The organism is Allomuricauda sp. F6463D (assembly GCF_023015965.1).
In the GTDB taxonomy this organism is placed as follows: domain Bacteria; phylum Bacteroidota; class Bacteroidia; order Flavobacteriales; family Flavobacteriaceae; genus Flagellimonas.
On record NZ_JALKAN010000002.1, the window covers coordinates 931,219 to 949,490 of the forward strand.

Below are 18,272 nucleotides of genomic sequence, written 5' to 3' on the forward strand. Positions count from 1 at the left end.
TAAACAGTCCAAAGTTTACCATATTATGTTGTGAAAACACTAAAATAGGTTGTAAAGCGTTGAATGCTGTTGTTTAGTAAATTAAAAATGGAAATAAAAAGGAGTGAACTACTTCACAATGAGCTTTCTAGTGGCTACTTTGTTATGTTCAAAAACCCTAAGAATGTAGACGCCTTTGTCAAATTCAACAAGGTTGAGTTCCTTTCCTAAAATGGTTGTTTCAAGCACTTTTGTTCCTAAAACATCAAAAACGAGGATTTTCTTCGGTGCATTTTGTGTAGTCTCTATAAAAACCTTGCCTTGTGTAACTGGATTGGGATACAGCTTAAACCCGTCAATATCGGCACTTGACTTCGCGTTTTGTTGAGAAAACCCAAGTGTACAGATAAATAATAAAATGACAAGGTAAAAGTGCTTCATACGTTAATGGTTGCAAACGATATGCCACAAATATATAAAAATTGCAATGCGAAAGTGGAACCATTTGACAAATAGAGGTTTACTTTTCGATGAAATGCAAAGAAAAGTCCCCATTTCGGGGACTTTTAATTAAATTAATGGGGTTAAACTAAAAGGTTAAACTATAGCCCAAAGAAATAGAGACACCAGGTTCCCTAAATGAAAAGTTTTGCTTTGTGGCCCCATAAGATTCATAGAGACTTTCACGGTTATCATTAAGAAGGTTATTGGCCTTGAAACTAATTTTAGACCGTTGTTCTTTTCCAATTGTTTTGGAAAAATTGAAATTTAGACCGTGAAATGGTTGTGTAAATACATCTGGGTTTTGACCAAAACCAACTACTTCCAAGGTTTTTCCCTGAACATTGTAAAAAATACCTGTTTCGAGCCCTTTTTCCGTATTGTCGTAATTTAAACCAGCATTGATTAAAAATGGGGACTGGCCTTGTAATTGCCTACTGTCTTCAATGGTTTCTCCATCCCTTGCGAAAATTTGTCGGGACTCATATTCTTGATTTTCACCTCTCGCCATATCAATCTTTGAATCAATTATGGACAGGTTGAGGTTTACACTTAGATTTTCCAGACCTTCAGAAATAAATCCAAAGTTTTTTCTTGCTTCCAGCTCAACACCGAATACGGTAGCAGATGGAGCATTGCGAGGTGTAAACTGGTTTGGAGCGGTAATGTCGTATGCAACGATTTCTATGGGATCTGTAAACTTTTTATAAAAGCTACTGATTGCCACCATTTGCGCTTTATCTCCAAATACCTCGAACCTAAAATCAAAATTATCAACATAGGTCGGCTGAAGATCTAGGTTACCAAGAAAGAGAATCCCAGTTAATAAATCCGGGATTTGGACTATGGATAGCTCTTTAAAACTTGGTCGTGCCGTTGTTCTGGAATAAGAAAGCCTAAAGTTGGTATTTTCTTTAAACTCATAAATTAAATTGGCAGAGGGGAAAAAATCCAATACGTCTATGGTTTTTTCATTATCGTACACTTCAGTTCCAGAATTGTTCTGACCCGTAAAGTATGTAGTAAACTGTTCTGCTCTTAATCCTAGAATGGCCCTGAATTTATCTGCAAACTTAAACTCGTTGGACACATAGAATGCCATGGTGTTCTGCTCGGAATCAAAACTGTTGGCGGGTTGAAAATTACCTCTAACGTAGGAACCAGAATTGTTTTCTGTTGTCCAAATAGTTTCATCTGCCAATATAGCATTGGGATCTCCGTCCAAATCAGCAGTTGTATAATTGAAAAATGCGATGTTATAATTATAAATGCTATAGTCCCTTTGTTTATAGCTGTAAAGACCTCCAAATTTGAATATGGATTTATTCCCGAACAGCGTATAGTTTTTGGAAAAATCAAGTTTTGCCACCGCATTTACTTCTTCGAGGTCACGCCATAACCGGGTGGGGAAACCTGCATCTGAACTAATAGTGTAAGTATCTGGGTTTATTATAAAAGTGGTTAATCTCACATCTTTGTCCTGAACGTTAGTCAGGGTTGGAGAAATACTCCATTCGGTCACAAAAGAAGCATTTTCTGAGGTGTGTTTTCCTGAAAGCAATAGATTGGAAACTGCCCTTTCGGAATACTCCAAGTTGTCCTTGATTACATCTATGGCATTGGAAATTTCTGTGCGTTGCTCAAATAATGCAGCTTGCGATTCTCCATTTTGAATATGTAAAAGGTTCAATCGATATTTTGACTTTCCAGTTTTGTAGGAGAGCCCCGCTAGAGCAGATGCCAACACATTGTTGGTGCCCAGGTCACCGCGCTGTCTTCTGTCGAAACGTAGGTCGTAGATATCGCTTTCCGGTGCTTTTTGATAAATACCGTTTTCAAAACCATCATAAAATGTTGTTGTATTTTTATAATCAAGAGAAGCAATAAAGCCTAATTTGTTTTCGCCTACATCAAATTGGTTTCCATAGCTGAAGCCTAAACTAAAATCTGGCCTTGAATTTTGTTGCTCTGCCGCCATAGTTGGGTCAAAAGAACGTGTGATGCCTTCTAGCTTATCGTTGTCCTGTTGATTGGATGGACTCGGAACATCAGCGTTTGGTGAAATAGGCAGTTCTCTTGTGCCATCATCAAAACCTAAGAAATCTGTACCACCACCGTTGTAGCTTAAGTAGTTGTCTTGAAAGTGCATATTTGGGTTGTATCCCATGGATGCAGAAAAGGACATTTGCTTTTGGGTGGGGAAATCTTTGGTGACAATATTTACCACACCTCCGGTAAAGTCTGCGGGCAATTCAGCGGAAGCTGATTTCAATACAATTACATTTTCCAAAATATTGGTAGGAAAAATATCCATTTGGACCGTGTTTTTGTCTGGATCCAATCCTGGGATATCCATTCCGTTTAAAATGGATTTAGTGTAACGGTCTCCAAGCCCTCTAACATATACGTACTTGCCTTCTTGGACCGATACCCCCGGAACCCTTTTTATTGCAGAGGCAATATTACTGGCTCCAGATGCTTTGATGGACTCCAGAGAGAGGCCATCCATAAGCGTGACTGAGTTTTTCTGAAGGTTTAAAACGGAAGCTTCTGTATTTTTCCTTACTGTTGTGGTAAGAACAACTTCATCCAATTGTGAAGCTGCAGGCTGTAGGGTTGCATTAACACTTACTGTTTGATTTTCCCCTGCAACAACACCTGTTACTTCCTGTGTAGTGTATCCAAGGAAAGAGAAGGAAACGGTGTAGGTTCCTGGCTCTACTTCCAAGGAGTAGGCCCCATCAAAATCTGAAGTGGCTCCAATAGTGGTTCCTTTTATCATTACGTTGGCGAAAGGGAGTACATCGTTGAACTCACCATCCATAATTTTACCACTAATGGTCCCGGTTTGGGCAAAACACCATTGTGCAAGAAACAAGGTGGTCGCCAAAAGAATATTTTTTAGCATTTCGTTGATTTAAGTAGCAATTTTTATTTAATAAAATTGTCCAAAGGCCTTTAAAAAGAGCCTTTGGACATTATGTAATTTTGAGTATTTACTTAGGTTTTACAATGCCTCTTCAGAGGATGCAAAAGTCCAAGTGAACACGGATAAATCCGCACCTACAGTTGCATCATCGGCTGAATCAATACTTGAAGCATTATCATTGAATTTGCTGGCATCGGCAAGAACAAGATCTCCACCTATGATGTCAGTCAAAAGAACACTCTCTGGCAATACAATTTCCCAGTTAGAAAAAGTGATTCTATCGTTGGCAAGTTCAGTGGCAGAGTCAGCACCATTAATATTTACTGTAGCATCAGCACCAAATCCGTACGCCAATACATTGTTTAAATCGGCAATTAGGCCGTCTCTTAGGTCAGCGTAATAGCTAGAGGTACCTGCGCCAATTAGTGTGATGTCCTCAAAAATGTAACCACCCTCAGTAGCAGCACTTCCTTCTGGACCATCAAGTTCAAGAGCTGAACCAGATTCTGAAGTCATAATTACTACACCGTTGGTCATGGAACCTGTCCAGGCTTGGTCGGCATCAAAACCGTCATCGCCTTGTGCCCATACCAATGCGTTGGTAACATTTACAGTTCCTCCGAACCATTCTATACCATCATCTTGGTTGGCAACAACTTCGATATGATCTATAGTTGTACCAGTACCTACACCACCAAGTGTTAATCCATTGATTTCGTTATCCTGTCCAATAGTGATACCACCATGACGGATGGAAATATATTTTAGGGATCCAGAGTCATCCGCTGGGTCAGTGCCACCGTACTGTCCGTAGGACTCATCTGCAGGGATTCCCTCAATTTGAGCAGTTTCAATATCTCCGTTTACAGAGATAGGAGCATTACCCAATACAATTATACCTCCCCAAAGACCTGTATCGGCAGTGGTTAATGTACCGGTAGTTTGTCCTTGTTCAATACCATCAAGCACAGAGGTGAAAATAATAGGGCTAGTAGCAGTACCTTCTGCTATCAATGTACCACCTTGGTCAACTACAAGGGCAGAAGCAAGAGTTTCTTGTCCTTCTGCTCCTTTAATAATAGTACCTGCCTCAATGGTCAAGGTTACTTGATCATCCACAACTACCTTTCCATCCAAGATATAGATGTTATCCGCGGTCCATGTTTCATCAACAGTAAGAATACCTGTTTTTGTAATTGTAGTTCCTAGAGGTTCTGCAGGGATTGCATCCTCCGAAGCAGCTAAAGTCCAACTAAAGACATTCATATCTGCACCTACACTACCAGATCCAACTGCCATGGCGTTGTCCAAAAATTTGTTTTCGTCACCTTCAGTAAAGTCTCCTGCAAAAATATCAGCCATTACAAGGCCTTCTGGTAATACGATTTCCCAATCGGAGAATGTGATTCTATCGTTTGTAAGTTCAGTTGCAGAATCCGCACCAGAGATGTTCACAGTGGCATCGGTTCCGAAACCGTAAGCGAACACATTGTTCAAATCAGCGATTAAACCATCTCTAAGGTCTGCATACTTACTGGAAGTTCCAGCTCCGATAAGAGTAATGTTCTCTAAAGTAAAACCTCCTTCTGTGGCAACACTTCCTTCTGGACCATCGAGCTCAAGAGCTGAACCTGATTCGGAAGACATAACAACTACACCATTGCTCAATGTTCCTGACCAAGCTTGATCGGCATCAAAACCGTCATCCCCTTGTGCCCATACTAGTGCGTTGGTAACATTTACAGACCCACCGAACCATTCTATACCATCATCTTGGTTGGCAATAACTTCGATATGGTCAATAGTAGTACCGTTACCTACACCACCAAGTGTCAATCCATTGATTTCGTTATCCTGTCCGATGGTGATACCACCGTGACGAATTGAAATATATTTTAGCGACCCGGAGTTGTCCGCAATGTCTGTACCACCGTACTGTCCATAATCCTCATCAGCAGGAAGGCCTTCTATTTGAGCAGTTTCAATATCTCCGTTTACGGAAATGGGTGCGTTACCCAAAACAATCACACCACCCCAAAGTCCTGTATCGGCAGTAGTCAATGTACCGGTAGTTTCTCCTGGTTGAATACCATCCAGTACAGAGGTGAAGATAATAGGGCTGCTTGGAGAACCTTCGGCAATCAATTTACCACCTTGGTCAACTACAAGGGCAGAAGCAAGAGTTTCTTGTCCTTCCTCACCTTTAACTATGGTTCCTGGTTCAATAGTAAGGGTAACATCTTCACTTACTATTACTTTTCCTTCTAAAATATAAATGTTTTCAGATTCCCAAGTTTCATCCTCGGTTATGTAACCTGCTTTTGTGATTTCCTCTACTGTTTGACCTGCATCATCATCTGATGATGAATCGTCATCGGTAGTGGTTCCACCATTATCATCGCTACTACAAGAGCTCACGGCAAAAGAAGCGATGGTTAAAAAAGAAAAAATCAATTTTTTCATAATCGTATGTTTTTTTTCGTTTAATTGAATTGAGAGATTTTAATCTCCGCTATTGGTTGCAAATAAAGCGAGGGGTTGTAAAAGCCGTGTTAGTTGTATGTTAAGTGTTTATTTCAGTTTCGTTACAATAATGTTACTAGATTAAATCAATGTTAACCGTTTAAACCGTAAGTGTATTATCTTTACATTTGGGCGTTTAACAGAGAAATACCATCCCATGAAAAACAAGGACATTAAGATTTTACTGGTTGACGATGAACCTGATATTCTGGAAATTATAAGCTATAACCTTTCCGCTGAGGGGTATGAAGTCTTTACTGCCAAAAATGGTATCGAAGGTGTGGCCAAGGCGAAAAAGAAAAACCCTCATCTTATAATCATGGATGTTATGATGCCCGAGATGGATGGTATAGAAGCATGTGAGATTATCCGAAATACCCCAGGTCTAGACAATACCATAATTACATTTCTAACAGCACGTGGCGAAGATTATTCCCAAGTGGCGGGATTTGATGCTGGTGCCGATGATTATATTACAAAACCCATTAAACCAAAGGTTTTGGTCAGTAAAGTAAAAGCTTTGTTGAGAAGGTTAAAGGATGATAAAAAAGAAGTGGAGGATATTGTTAAAGTAGGCGATATCATCATTGATAGGGAAGAGTATAAAATTGTTAATAATGGAGAGGAAATGGTTCTTCCACGAAAAGAATTTGAACTATTGTCCCTATTGACCTCTAAACCCAATAAAGTTTTTAAACGCGAAGTTATATTGGACAAAGTGTGGGGTAACGAAGTGGTTGTAGGAGGACGAACCATTGATGTACATATCAGAAAATTGCGTGAGAAAATCGGAGATCATCACTTTAAAACTGTTAAGGGCGTGGGGTATAAGTTTGTACTCTAATGGCCATTAAGCTAAAAAAATCATACAAGTTTGCCATAAGGTCCTCTCTAGTTATTACACTTTTGATGACAATCGTGTTCATTGTATTTCATATGGACATTGGATCTATTAATTGGTTGTATACCATATTTTTTGCCATTATATGTTTTGTAACATGTTTTGCCATAATCCAAATTCGGGTGGAACGGTTTATATATCGACGAATCAAAAGAATATATGATGATGTGTCCCTTTTGGAATCTACTACTTTTTCTTCCAAACCAGTAACTACGGATATGAGAACTTTGGTTGAAGAAATAGAAAGGTTTGCCGAAGGAAAAAAAATAGAAATAGACACCCTTAAAATACGAGAGGAATATCGAAAGGATTTCTTAGGAAACGTGTCCCACGAATTAAAAACCCCACTCTTTACGGTCCAAGGTTATATCTTAACCCTTTTGGATGGAGCTATGAAGGATAAAAAACTGCGTAAAAAATACCTTCAGCGTGCCAATAAAGGGGTGGAACGTTTAATTTATATCGTAAAAGACCTTGATTTAATAACCAAGCTCGAAGTAGGTGAACTAAAGCTGGAACGAGAAGATTTCGATATCGTTGACCTTATTCAAAACACATTTGACCTTTTGGAGATGGGAGCTGCCAAAAAGGAAATATCCCTCACTTTTGATATGGACTACCCCGACCCTATATATGTAAATGGAGACAAGGAAAAAATACAACAGGTGATGAGTAACCTATTGGTTAATTCCATAAAATATGGCCTGCCAAAGGGAACAACTGAGGTAAGTGTGGAGAATTTGATTAAAAACAAGGTAATCGTTAGGGTTACGGACAATGGTGCCGGAATACCTAAGCAGCATATCCCTAGACTTTTTGAACGATTTTATCGTGTGGATCAGAGCGGAAGCCGAAGCGAGGGAGGATCCGGGCTTGGATTGGCCATTGTTAAACACATTGTGGAGGCTCACGACGAAAAAATCTATGTGGAGAGTGAACTAGATGTAGGTTCAGAATTCTCCTTTACCCTCGAAAAAACTTCGAACAACAGCGAAAAACCCGCTACCGATTCAAATTGAGCCAACCCATCATAATCATCCATCAGGGATAAATCCGCCAAAGTAAAAGTATCTTGCCTGCTACAGGGAGCAATTCCTTGTTTTTGCATTCTTTTGGCCAAATATTCCTGTTCATACTGACCAGGGGTTGGAATAAAAAATGCTTTTTTTTCCAATTTTGCAAGATCCATAATAGTTGTATATCCAGATCTGCATAGCACTTTGGTGCTTCGGTTCAAGGCATTTTCCAGTTCCATCGATTTCATAAAATTATAAATCAATATTTTTCCATTGGGTAAATGGATTTCTTCTTGTGTTTGAACATCTTCGATTTTGCCTTTCACAAAGAGGATATTGCCTTTGAAATTTTGTAATTCAAGCAGTAATTTCTCTTCCAATATAGTGCGTTGCGGCTCAGGACCGGAGAGCAAAACCATTAAATCATGAACTTTGGGCAGTTCTTTTTTTTCAAACCGACTTAAAGGCCCGATATATGAAATGTTCAATTTGGAATTTTTCAGATGCCCCAGCTTTCCTGATAAATTTGGTTTTTCTTTTACATCCGGTACCCAACAACCATCAAACTTTTTTATGATATTTTGATGTGCCTTGGAGCTCATCCACGTGGTGTTCCCAGAGAGTACATTAAGCTGATGCGTAATGAACACACAAGGGACTTTTTTGTAATAAGCACCCAGCCTATTGTCGGAAATAATTCCATCTAAGCCGTGTGTTTTTACTAATCTTTTCACCATTTTTTTCTCTTTGGCAATTGCCTTGAACACTTTGGGTGAATCCCAAATCATTTTTAGTTTAAAATTCTTCCCTTTTTCGGCATAAGAAATTTTATAGGACGGTAATTCGAAAGCTGGTAAATAAGGAAACTCTTTTTTTAGTAAAGAAAGCGCAACCCCATCCGAAGCAATGATTGGTATGTGTCCATGATCTAGCAATGCATGAATTATTGGTATGCATCTTGTGGCATGCCCCAGCCCCCAATTTAATGGGGCGACCAAAATACGTTTGGAATTTTGCATAATATCAAAAAAACAAAATGCGAATTACTTTTAGATTTCCTTAGTTTTGCGAAATCATTAATTTTTTGCGCAATAAAATTCGGAAGTGGGAAGTAAAAACAAACTCAAGAGGTTTAAAGAGAATGAAACATTTGGAAATGTGGTTCAGCCTACACGGGAGGATGTTTTGGCTGGATTTGAGCATAAGGGCAATTGGGGAAGCTTTTTTGGGAATAATAATCCCATTGTTTTGGAACTTGGCTGTGGTAAAGGTGAATACACCGTGGGTCTGGCTAAAAGAAACCCAAACAAAAACTATATTGGGATAGATATAAAAGGTGCAAGATTTTGGCGAGGTGCAAAAACTGCGATAGAGCAAGAATTAAGCAACGTAGCTTTTTTGCGCACCCAAATTGAACTGGTGGATCATCTTTTTGGAGCGGATGAGGTAAGCGAAATTTGGATTACCTTTCCCGACCCACAGATAAAATACAAACGAACAAAACATAGGATGACCAATCCCGTATTTTTGGAACGCTATAAAAAAATTCTTAAGCCGGAGGGGGTTATAAATTTAAAGACCGATAGTGAGTACATGCATGGATATACACTCGGGATCATACAAGGGTTGGGGCACGAAATTTTATATGCCAATCACGACGTATATAAAAATGAGGGAAGCCCATCCGAAGTTCTGGAAATCCAAACTTTCTATGAAAATCAGTATCTTGAAAACGGAAAACCAATCACTTTCATCCAATTTAGGATAACCTGACCAATGACCCACGTACTTATTCTTTTTTTTGCCACCTTTTCTGCAGCCTTTATGGCCACGGTGCCTCCCGGGTTGCTAAATATGAATGCGGCAAAGGTTAGCGTTGAAAAAGGAAAGCTTAATGGGGTTATTTTTAGCTTAGGAGTTTCTAGTACTATTATGGTACAGGCCTATATCGCAGTTTATATTTCTAAGTTTTTATACAGAAATCCAGAGGTTATCGATATTTTGTTTAAAATAGCTGTAGCGGTGTTTGCCTTTTTCGCTATCTACTTCTTTGTTATGGCAAAACGAAACAAAACCCAGACTCAGGCCATAAAGGAGGTTAACCTTAGTAAAAAAAACAGTTTTTTTAAAGGGATTTTGTTGGCAGCACTTAATTTATTGACCATTCCATACTATAGCGGCCTTAATGCTATGTGGAACGAGGCGGGTTGGATCAAATTTGAGGCCAAGGATATTACCACCTTTGTTGTAGCTGCTGGGGCAGGTACATTTTCAGTACTGTACCTCTATACCTTTTATTTTGATAAGATGGAGACCAAGACCAATCGTTTCTCAAAGAATTCCAACTATATATTAAGTGGCTTAATGCTACTGTTGCTAATCATTACACTTATTCGGATAATGTACCGTTAAGATGGAAGAAAAAAATTTCTTTGATAAAGTGTACGAAGTGGCCCAACAAATTCCTTATGGTAAAGTCACATCTTATGGGGCCATTGCCAAATATCTCGGTGCCGCACGAAGCGCTAGGATGGTCGGTTGGGCCATGAACAATTCCCATGCCAAGGATGTCCCCGCACACCGCGTGGTAAACCGCGTTGGCGTGTTAACCGGAAAGCATCATTTTGATGGTACGAATATTATGCAACAACTCCTCGAAAATGAAGGCGTTTTAGTAAAGGACAATCAAATCGTTGATTTTAAAAAGTACTTTTGGGATCCTTCTAAAGAGCTTTGATCAATATCCTGGCGGATGCAATTCATCAAACGAAGTCTCGTCTTGGAATGCTTTGGCCAATAATAAAATACTTGCTTCATCATACAGATTTCCCACAAATGTCATGCTTGTTGGATGATTTTTCTTATCCAACCCAGTAGGGACCGCAATTACGGGATGCCCTGTAAGATTGGTCGCCAAAAGTTGGTCATTTCCAAAAGTTGGGGATATCAATATATCGTAATCCTTTATCAAATCTTCCATTTTTTGAATAAGGACCTGTCGTTGTCTATTAGCTTGTAAATATTCCACGGCGGGTATAAATCTACTTTGCCTCAATGAATTGGCTCTTGACCTACGGTCTTGTTCCACCATTATATCTACCCCTTTGGAACGTACAAGTTCATCAAAAAAGGCTCCAGCTTCTGCTCTGAGAATGATATCGAAACCTCGGTAAGGGACATCTTTTGGCATGTCCACAGCGGTAGGTACAATGCCTATTTTTTTAAGTGATTTAAGCGCATTTCTGAGATTATCGCCGGAGGCTGTTGTATCTTTTTCAATATCGCTTTTTAAATAGGCAACCTTCAATTGTTTGATATCCTTTTTCCAATCAACTCCAAAAGGAAGGTCTACCGTTGTTAGATCATTTTCGTCTTTACCTTGAATTGTTTGGAATACTATAGCGCAATCTTCTGCATTTCTTCCTAATGGGCCTACTTTGTCCATAGACCAGCTCAAACTCATTACGCCATGTCTACTTACACGTCCATATGTTGGTCGAAGACCGGTAACCCCGTTTCGTGTACTTGGGGATGTAATGGAGCCTAAAGTTTCTGTTCCCAAAGCAAATGGAACAAGACCTGCAGAAGTTGCAGAACCTGATCCCGCTGAAGAACCACTAGCTCCTTGGGTAGTGTCCCATGGGTTTTTTGTTTTACCATTAAACCAAACATCACCACGAGCCAATGCCCCGGAAACCAATTTGGCCACTAAAATAGCACCTGCATCTTCCAATTTTTTTATAACTGTGGCGGTTTCTTCGATCATTTGACTCTTGTATGGAGCTGCTCCCCATGTGGTCGGATATCCAGGGACGGCCATAAGGTCTTTGGTGCCATAGGGTATGCCATGTAAAATCCCACGATAGTTACCGTTTTTAATTTCTTCATCGGCCTTTTTTGCTTGTTCCAATGCCAAGCTATCGGTAATGCTGATACTGCACTGCAGAGCAGGTTGATATTTTTTTAAACGCGCCAGGAAAAACTTGGTAAGCTCTGTGGAGGTTATTTTTTGATGTTTGATGAGTGATGCCAGTTGTGGGATCGTATAAAATGCCAATAGGTTGTATGGTTCAGGTATTTCCACATTATCCGGAATATTCCATTGAGTCCCATTTTGTTGCTCTGGCATGGTGAAGCCAAAAGGTGTGGGGTCAAAACGGATTGCTGGAAAAACATCATTCCCTATGGGATATTTTCGTAACGAATCAAAACCACTTCGATTCCTTTTTAAATACGGATAAAGAGTGTCGATATCTTGCTTAGCAAAATGAAGACCGATCAATTTTTCCGATTTTTTAACATCTTTCTTGGTAAAGGTGTTTTTGTTGGTGGAACAAGAGAACCAAATCAAGGAAATAAGTAATAAAATAAAAAGAGAGATTCTGTTTGTAGTTGGCATATTGGTTGAGAATTTCGAAATGATACTCCTAAACTACATTTTTTCAAAAAAATGAACACTAATATCTATGTTCTTTATTTATAATTCTGGGTAGAAATCAAAAGTTATTTTTTTTAAAATTCAACAGTTCAACATTCTAAATCTAACACCAACATCGTATCTTTGTAGTTTAGAATCAGTTCAAACAACTGATTGCAAAATTTGGATTAATGAAGTTGAACAAAGCAGACATTCTCAAGGCATTGGAAATGATTTCGGCTCCAGGCGAGGGCCAAAATTTAGTAGAGAGCGGTTCCGTAACCAATGTGCAAGTATTCGGAGATGAGGTTGAAGTAGATGTCACCATTAAAAACCCCAGTCTTCAGGCGAAAAAGAAGACAGAGGTAGAGATATTGAAAATCATTCACAGTGAGGTATACGAGAAGGCGAAAATAAAAATCAACCTTAAGGTTGATGCTCCTGCAAAACCCAAAGTGAACCAGATAAAGGGTAACCCAATACCCGGAATTCAAAATATAATTGCGGTAGCATCAGGTAAAGGTGGTGTAGGTAAATCTACGGTAACCGCAAATTTAGCAGTCACATTGGCCAAAATGGGCTTTAAAGTGGGGCTTTTGGATACGGATATTTATGGGCCATCCATGCCTATTATGTTCGATGTGGCTGCAGAAAAGCCATTGTCCATCAACGTGGATGGCAAAGCCAAAATGAAACCTGTCGAAAATTATGGTGTAAAGTTACTTTCCATCGGATTTTTCACCGAGCCAAATCAAGCAGTGATATGGAGGGGGCCTATGGCAGCTAAAGCATTGAATCAAATGATTTTTGATGCACATTGGGGTGAACTCGATTTTCTTTTATTGGATTTACCGCCCGGTACTGGAGATATACATTTGAGCATTATGCAATCTTTGCCTGTAACAGGTGCAGTGGTAGTGAGTACCCCACAAGAAATTGCGCTGGCCGATGCCAGAAAAGGAGTTGCTATGTTCCAACAAGAAGCGATTAGTGTGCCTGTATTGGGAATCGTGGAGAATATGGCGTATTTTACACCAGCGGAGTTGCCAGACAATAAATATCACATTTTTGGCAAGCATGGTGCAAAAAACCTATCTGAAGATCTGGATGTTCCATTTCTAGGAGAAATTCCTTTAGTTCAGAGCATTAGGGAGGCCGGTGACGTAGGAAGACCTGCTGCTTTACAGACAGCTACCCCAACAGAAGAAGCCTTTGAAGAACTTACAAAAAATGTGGTTCAGGAGTTGGTGAGAAGAAATACAGATCTCCCCCCGACCGAAGCTATTAAGATTACAACAATGGCTGGTTGTGCAGCTGTTAAAAAGAAATGAGCATGACAACAATGACATCAGAAGAGACAAAAAGTAATGTGGAAAAGGCGTTGGAAGAGATACGACCTTTTTTGCAGAGCGATGGAGGAGATATTACCTTGATATCCATAGAGGACAATACCGTTAAGGTGCGTTTGGAAGGCAACTGCATTGGATGTAGTGTCAATCAAATGACTTTGAAGAGCGGTGTGGAAATGACAATAAAAAAATATGCGCCCCAAATTGAAGAGGTCATCAATATCAGTTAACTGATAAAAATCATTAATCCTTTTTTGGGCAAGTCTTAAGTTGCAAGCCAAAACTTTTACTTTATGATCAAAACCGATATTCTGATAATTGGAGCGGGACCTACGGGTCTCTTTGCTGTTTTTGAGGCAGGTCTGTTAAAACTAAAATGCCATTTAATTGATGCTTTGCCACAACCAGGTGGGCAATGTGCTGAGATTTATCCAAAAAAACCCATTTATGATATTCCAGGGTTTCCCGAAGTTTTGGCGGGAGATTTGGTGGATAATTTGATGGAACAGATCAAACCGTTCCAACCTGGTTTTACGCTCGGAGAACGTGCCGAAACCATTGATAAATTAGATGATGGGACTTTTGTGGTCACTACCAATAAAGGAACCAAACACCATGCCCCTATAGTTGCTATTGCTGGGGGACTGGGTAGTTTTGAGCCTAGAAAGCCACTATTGGAGAATTTGGCAAAGTATGAGGATAATGGAGTGGCTTATATGATCAAGGAGCCCGAGATTTACAGAGGTAAAAAAGTATTGATTGCTGGAGGCGGTGATTCTGCTCTCGACTGGTCTATCTTTTTGGCAAATGTTGCCGATGAGGTTACCTTGGTGCACCGTAGAAATGAATTTAGAGGTGCTTTGGACTCTGTTGAGAAAGTACAGCAGCTTAAAAATGAGGGTAAAATTAATTTGATAACCCCTGCAGAAGTTGTCGCCCTAAAGGGTGAGAACAAATTAGAGAAAGTTACGGTAAAAAATACAACCACCTCCGACCTAACCGATGTAGAGGTAGATAATTTTATCCCGTTGTTTGGACTTTCACCTAAGTTAGGGCCAATTGCCAATTGGGGATTGGAGATAGAAAAAAATGCCATCAAAGTGGATAATACATTGGATTATCAGACCAATATTCCCGGTATATATGCCATTGGTGATGTCAATACCTATCCAGGTAAGCTAAAATTGATTTTGTGTGGTTTTCATGAAGCTACCTTAATGTGCCAAAGTGCTTATCAGAAGATATTCCCAGATAAAAAATACGTAATGAAATATACTACCGTTGGTGGTGTAACCGGGTTTGATGGGAGTAAAAAAGAAGCGCCGAAAGCAGTTGTAAAAGCTATCGACTAAATACCAATGAAAACCAGCTTATAACTAACCACTAATTCCTACTTCCTTAGAAATATAATGAGCGATATCAAGTTAAAGATTATAGACCGAGACGGCGAACTACACGAAGTAGACGCCCCAACTGATATGAACATGAACCTGATGGAGGTAGTGCGTTCCTACGAACTTGCACCAGAAGGAACCATAGGAATTTGTGGAGGCATGGCGATGTGTGCCTCTTGCCAATGCTACGTGAAATCCGACCATCAACTTCCTGAAAAATCGGATGATGAAGAGGCGATGTTGGCCGAAGCCTTTTTTGTGGAGGATAACAGCCGATTGGGTTGTCAAATCCATATCACAGAGGACTTGGATGGTCTGGAAGTGGAGTTGGCACCTGCCGAAGATTAAATTCTTGCTTGATAGGTAAATAGGTTATAGTACCTTCCTTCCGAAGCAATTAAGTTTTCGTGGGACCCTTGTTCTAAAATATGCCCATTTTCTATTACCAAGATTTGATCAGCTTTGCGAATGGTACTTAATCTATGTGCTATCACAAAGGTTGTTCTACCTTTGGTAAGCTCACCCAAACTTTTCTGAATCAATGCTTCGGATTCCGTATCCAAGCTGGAGGTTGCCTCGTCCAAAACCAAGATTTTTGGGTCCGCTAAAATAGCTCTTGCAATGGCAATTCGCTGTCGTTGGCCACCAGATAATTTTACGCCACGTTCCCCGATCAAAGTGTCCAAACCTTTATCAAAACGGTTGGTAAACTCATCTACATAAGCTGCTTTTATTGCTTCTTGTAATTTTTCTTCACTCGCATTGGGGCGAGGAAAAAGTATATTTTCCCTAATAGTGCCCTCAAACAAAAAATCATCTTGCAGCACTACACCCAAGTGTTGTCTAAAACTGTTCAAGTTCACGTTGGAAAGATCATGCCCATCAATGGTGATGGTTCCTGAATCAGGATTTAAAAAACTAGCTGCCAGCCCCGCAATGGTCGATTTTCCCGAACCAGAGCTTCCTACTAGGGCGATAACCTGTCCAGGTTCTACATCAAAAGTAATGTTGTGTAATATCTCCTTGTCTTCTTCATAAGAAAAACAGACATCGGAAAAAGACATTCTGCCAACCACATTATCCAAAACAATTTTACGATTTTCATCATCCGACTCTTCTTCCAAATTCATTAATTCTTCGGTACGGTCCAGTCCCGCCAACGCTTCGGTCAATTGACTGCCCACGCTGCTCATTTGAACAATCGGCGCAATCATAAGACCCAAAAGCACCGTAAATTCTACGAATTCCCCTACTGTAAGTGTGCCCTGAATTATTTTGTAGCCGCCAAAACCCATTACACTTGTGGTTGCTACGCCAAGCAAAAAAGTGGAGGAGCTCGTCATAAAAGCGGTGGTCGTCAAACTCTTTTTTACGTTTTGATATAAGCGGTCAACACCACCTTCAAAAACTTCCTCTTCCTGCTTTTCCGCATTAAACCCCTTAATTACTCTAATGCCGCCCAATGTTTCGGTCAATCTACCTTTTACTTCAGCATTTATTTTGCCACGACTCCTAAAAATCGGCCGAATTATTTTAAAGGCTTTTAATGCAATTATGGCAAATATGGTGAGTGGGATAAAGGTAAAAAGCGTCATAAAAACACTGATTCTCATGAGAAGGGTAAGCGATACAACCGCCGTTATTACTCCACCTACCAATTGTACCAAACCAGTACCTATTAAATTCCGAACTCCTTCAACATCGGACATAATCCGGGATACCAAGGCTCCCGACTTCGCATTGTCAAAAAACCGGACAGGAAGGGCAAGTACTTTTTTTTGCACTTGAGCCCTTAGTTCAGAAATTAAATATTGGGCCTGCACACTTAGAATTTTTGTCAATAAAAAGGAAGTGACGGCTTGCACTAAAATGGCCAACATAACGCCCGCAACCAAATAGTTGAGCATGTCCAAATCTTTATTTACGATAACATCATCAATAAGGTATCTGGATGCAATAGGAGCAACAAAACTGGCTGCTTTGCTTATGGCAATCAAAAATAGACCCAAAAAAACTAACTTTCTTTTAGGCCAAATAATCGTTTTAAAAGCGGTGAGGATGCTTACTTTTTTTTCGGGCATGGTAATTTTTAAAAGAAAGTTGCAAGTTACGGGAAATTAAGGGGACGTCTAATTCCAGAGCAATTGAAATTAGAAAGAATACAAATGGTATATTTAAATATTCGAAATAGGAAAGGAATATGCTTAAAGCACAATGTTTTGCTTTTTTATACTTGATGTTTTCGCTGTGCACTGCGCAGGAAAATTATCCGAAGTTGACCGAGATAGTTACCGATAATGCCAAAATATTTACAGAAGCACAGCTTGAAGGGCTTCGCGCTAAGTTGTACCAGTTTGAATCCGAGACCACAAATCAGGTGGTGGTTTTGACGATAAATGAACTGGGAAACGAAACCATTGAGCATTATGCTCTTGAGGTTTTCAACCAGAATAAATTAGGTCAGGAGGATAAGGATAATGGAATTCTTTTTCTTTTCTCCAAATTGGACAGGGAAGTCAGAATAGAGGTCGGATACGGACTGGAGTCATATATTACGGATGCTGTTGCTTCTCGAATTATCCGCAATACAATGATTCCACGGTTTAAGGAGGAAGATTACTTTGAAGGAATTGATCTTGCCACGGAACAAATCATTGAATTTTTGGAAGATCCAGAAGCATTGGCAGAATTCAATAAAGTGATTGAGGCAGAAGGCAAAATTTCTTGGTGGTTAAAAGTAATCATTGGTCTATTCTTGATAATATTCATGACTGCAGGGGTATTTGCTTTTTATAAAGGGTATACAGCTGTAATCGAAATACTCCATGGTATTTTCATTGGAAAATTAGCAGTTTTTCGAGGGGTTTTTATGGCTGCCTCGATGCTATTTCTGTTGTTGTTCGGAATTGTTTTCATGGCTGTGCCCATTGTATTTATTTTACTTTTTCTTGGTTTTGAGGATTTATTGAATCGTTTGATTAATGATTTAACCTGGATGCTGTATGTTTTTCCTGCTTTCGTTGTTATTACTTTACTGTTGGTTATTATTAAGATTAAAAGAAACGGAAAAGAAGACTTTAAGCTATCATTTTTTAAATCCGATAAAAGTTATATCAGCAAAACCTTTTCCGCTTCGGGCACACACTCCTTTGGTTCCAGTTCTGGCGGAAGTTCTTCCAGTAGTTTTTCCGGTGGGGGAGGTAGTTCTGGTGGAGGAGGAGCAAGTGGAAGTTGGTAATTCTTTCGAATTTGATGTATTTTCA

The 18,272-nt window shown here is 39.6% G+C and carries 16 protein-coding genes; 10 read left to right on the forward strand and 6 right to left on the reverse strand.

The window, feature by feature from the left end; genetic code table 11:
• Positions 1 to 108 precede the first annotated feature (108 nt).
• From MWU56_RS12650 to MWU56_RS12660, 3 genes are all read right to left on the reverse strand, one after another.
• Positions 109 to 420 carry a T9SS type A sorting domain-containing protein gene (locus MWU56_RS12650; RefSeq protein WP_247044898.1) on the reverse strand — a complete coding sequence of 104 codons (312 nt, stop codon included), beginning with the start codon at positions 418 to 420 and terminating at the stop codon, positions 109 to 111.
• Between the two features lie 148 nt (positions 421 to 568).
• Complete coding sequence (locus tag MWU56_RS12655) at positions 569 to 3,388, reverse strand: TonB-dependent receptor (protein WP_247044899.1); 2,820 nt, start codon at positions 3,386 to 3,388, stop codon at positions 569 to 571.
• A gap of 99 nt (positions 3,389 to 3,487) precedes the next feature.
• On the reverse strand, positions 3,488 to 5,872 hold the full coding sequence (locus MWU56_RS12660; RefSeq protein ID WP_247044900.1) for a hypothetical protein: 2,385 nt from the start codon (positions 5,870 to 5,872) through the stop codon (positions 3,488 to 3,490).
• A 217-nt stretch (positions 5,873 to 6,089) separates the two neighbouring features.
• Here MWU56_RS12660 and MWU56_RS12665 point away from each other — a divergent pair, with 217 nt between their 5' ends.
• Together MWU56_RS12665 and MWU56_RS12670 are read left to right on the forward strand one after the other, a co-directional pair.
• Positions 6,090 to 6,776: a response regulator transcription factor gene (locus tag MWU56_RS12665; RefSeq protein ID WP_247044901.1), complete on the forward strand. Its 687-nt coding sequence runs from the start codon at positions 6,090 to 6,092 to the stop codon at positions 6,774 to 6,776.
• Positions 6,776 to 7,852 (forward strand): sensor histidine kinase, encoded by a 1,077-nt coding sequence (locus MWU56_RS12670; protein ID WP_247044902.1) that lies wholly within the window; start codon positions 6,776 to 6,778, stop codon positions 7,850 to 7,852. Before MWU56_RS12665 ends, MWU56_RS12670 begins: the two co-directional genes overlap by 1 nt.
• On the opposite strand, the gene MWU56_RS12675 is transcribed toward MWU56_RS12670, so the two are convergent.
• Complete coding sequence (locus MWU56_RS12675) at positions 7,756 to 8,868, reverse strand: glycosyltransferase (RefSeq protein ID WP_247044903.1); 1,113 nt, start codon at positions 8,866 to 8,868, stop codon at positions 7,756 to 7,758. The genes MWU56_RS12670 and MWU56_RS12675 overlap by 97 nt on opposite strands.
• An 85-nt stretch (positions 8,869 to 8,953) precedes the next feature.
• Here MWU56_RS12675 and trmB point away from each other — a divergent pair, with 85 nt between their 5' ends.
• The 3 genes from trmB to MWU56_RS12690 are packed head-to-tail and all read left to right on the forward strand — an operon-like array spanning position 8,954 to position 10,586.
• Entirely contained in the window at positions 8,954 to 9,622 is a 669-nt protein-coding gene (trmB, locus tag MWU56_RS12680; protein WP_247044904.1) for a tRNA (guanosine(46)-N7)-methyltransferase TrmB, read from the forward strand.
• 3 nt (positions 9,623 to 9,625) lie between these two features.
• Positions 9,626 to 10,261, forward strand: a complete 636-nt coding sequence (locus tag MWU56_RS12685) for a LysE family transporter (RefSeq protein WP_247044905.1) — start codon at positions 9,626 to 9,628, stop codon at positions 10,259 to 10,261.
• Position 10,262: 1 nt separating this feature from the next.
• Complete coding sequence (locus MWU56_RS12690; RefSeq protein WP_247044906.1) at positions 10,263 to 10,586, forward strand: MGMT family protein; 324 nt, start codon at positions 10,263 to 10,265, stop codon at positions 10,584 to 10,586.
• Here MWU56_RS12690 and MWU56_RS12695 read toward each other — a convergent pair whose 3' ends face one another.
• Complete coding sequence (locus MWU56_RS12695; protein ID WP_247044908.1) at positions 10,587 to 12,248, reverse strand: amidase; 1,662 nt, start codon at positions 12,246 to 12,248, stop codon at positions 10,587 to 10,589.
• A gap of 209 nt (positions 12,249 to 12,457) precedes the next feature.
• Here MWU56_RS12695 and MWU56_RS12700 point away from each other — a divergent pair, with 209 nt between their 5' ends.
• From MWU56_RS12700 to MWU56_RS12715, 4 genes are all read left to right on the forward strand, one after another.
• Positions 12,458 to 13,597, forward strand: coding sequence for an Mrp/NBP35 family ATP-binding protein (locus MWU56_RS12700; RefSeq protein ID WP_247044910.1), 1,140 nt, complete (start codon positions 12,458 to 12,460; stop codon positions 13,595 to 13,597).
• An 11-nt stretch (positions 13,598 to 13,608) separates the two neighbouring features.
• Positions 13,609 to 13,845 carry a NifU family protein gene (locus MWU56_RS12705; protein ID WP_119607701.1) on the forward strand — a complete coding sequence of 79 codons (237 nt, stop codon included), beginning with the start codon at positions 13,609 to 13,611 and terminating at the stop codon, positions 13,843 to 13,845.
• 63 nt (positions 13,846 to 13,908) lie between these two features.
• A complete protein-coding gene (locus MWU56_RS12710) occupies positions 13,909 to 14,967 on the forward strand; it encodes an NAD(P)/FAD-dependent oxidoreductase (protein ID WP_247044912.1) in 1,059 nt (352 codons plus the stop codon).
• Positions 14,968 to 15,024: 57 nt separating this feature from the next.
• Positions 15,025 to 15,357 carry a 2Fe-2S iron-sulfur cluster-binding protein gene (locus MWU56_RS12715; protein ID WP_247044913.1) on the forward strand — a complete coding sequence of 111 codons (333 nt, stop codon included), beginning with the start codon at positions 15,025 to 15,027 and terminating at the stop codon, positions 15,355 to 15,357.
• On the opposite strand, the gene MWU56_RS12720 is transcribed toward MWU56_RS12715, so the two are convergent.
• Entirely contained in the window at positions 15,354 to 17,090 is a 1,737-nt protein-coding gene (locus tag MWU56_RS12720) for an ABC transporter ATP-binding protein (protein WP_247044914.1), read from the reverse strand. The two genes, MWU56_RS12715 and MWU56_RS12720, sit on opposite strands and share 4 nt — an antisense overlap.
• Before the next feature lie 119 nt (positions 17,091 to 17,209).
• Here MWU56_RS12720 and MWU56_RS12725 point away from each other — a divergent pair, with 119 nt between their 5' ends.
• Positions 17,210 to 18,247, forward strand: coding sequence for a TPM domain-containing protein (locus MWU56_RS12725; RefSeq protein WP_247044915.1), 1,038 nt, complete (start codon positions 17,210 to 17,212; stop codon positions 18,245 to 18,247).
• Positions 18,248 to 18,272: the final 25 nt, after the last annotated feature.

Excerpts from the sequence above, each read along its gene's own strand:
- MWU56_RS12650 (WP_247044898.1), bottom strand. The coding sequence starts at position 420 with ATGAAGCACTTTTACCTTGTCATTTTATTATTTATCTGTACACTTGGG.
- MWU56_RS12655 (WP_247044899.1), bottom strand. The coding sequence starts at position 3,388 with ATGCTAAAAAATATTCTTTTGGCGACCACCTTGTTTCTTGCACAATGG.
- MWU56_RS12660 (WP_247044900.1), bottom strand. The coding sequence starts at position 5,872 with ATGAAAAAATTGATTTTTTCTTTTTTAACCATCGCTTCTTTTGCCGTG.
- MWU56_RS12665 (WP_247044901.1), top strand. The coding sequence starts at position 6,090 with ATGAAAAACAAGGACATTAAGATTTTACTGGTTGACGATGAACCTGAT.
- MWU56_RS12670 (WP_247044902.1), top strand. The coding sequence starts at position 6,776 with ATGGCCATTAAGCTAAAAAAATCATACAAGTTTGCCATAAGGTCCTCT.
- MWU56_RS12675 (WP_247044903.1), bottom strand. The coding sequence starts at position 8,868 with ATGCAAAATTCCAAACGTATTTTGGTCGCCCCATTAAATTGGGGGCTG.
- MWU56_RS12685 (WP_247044905.1), top strand. The coding sequence starts at position 9,626 with ATGACCCACGTACTTATTCTTTTTTTTGCCACCTTTTCTGCAGCCTTT.
- MWU56_RS12690 (WP_247044906.1), top strand. The coding sequence starts at position 10,263 with ATGGAAGAAAAAAATTTCTTTGATAAAGTGTACGAAGTGGCCCAACAA.
- MWU56_RS12695 (WP_247044908.1), bottom strand. The coding sequence starts at position 12,248 with ATGCCAACTACAAACAGAATCTCTCTTTTTATTTTATTACTTATTTCC.
- MWU56_RS12700 (WP_247044910.1), top strand. The coding sequence starts at position 12,458 with ATGAAGTTGAACAAAGCAGACATTCTCAAGGCATTGGAAATGATTTCG.
- MWU56_RS12705 (WP_119607701.1), top strand. The coding sequence starts at position 13,609 with ATGACATCAGAAGAGACAAAAAGTAATGTGGAAAAGGCGTTGGAAGAG.
- MWU56_RS12710 (WP_247044912.1), top strand. The coding sequence starts at position 13,909 with ATGATCAAAACCGATATTCTGATAATTGGAGCGGGACCTACGGGTCTC.
- MWU56_RS12715 (WP_247044913.1), top strand. The coding sequence starts at position 15,025 with ATGAGCGATATCAAGTTAAAGATTATAGACCGAGACGGCGAACTACAC.
- MWU56_RS12720 (WP_247044914.1), bottom strand. The coding sequence starts at position 17,090 with ATGCCCGAAAAAAAAGTAAGCATCCTCACCGCTTTTAAAACGATTATT.
- MWU56_RS12725 (WP_247044915.1), top strand. The coding sequence starts at position 17,210 with ATGCTTAAAGCACAATGTTTTGCTTTTTTATACTTGATGTTTTCGCTG.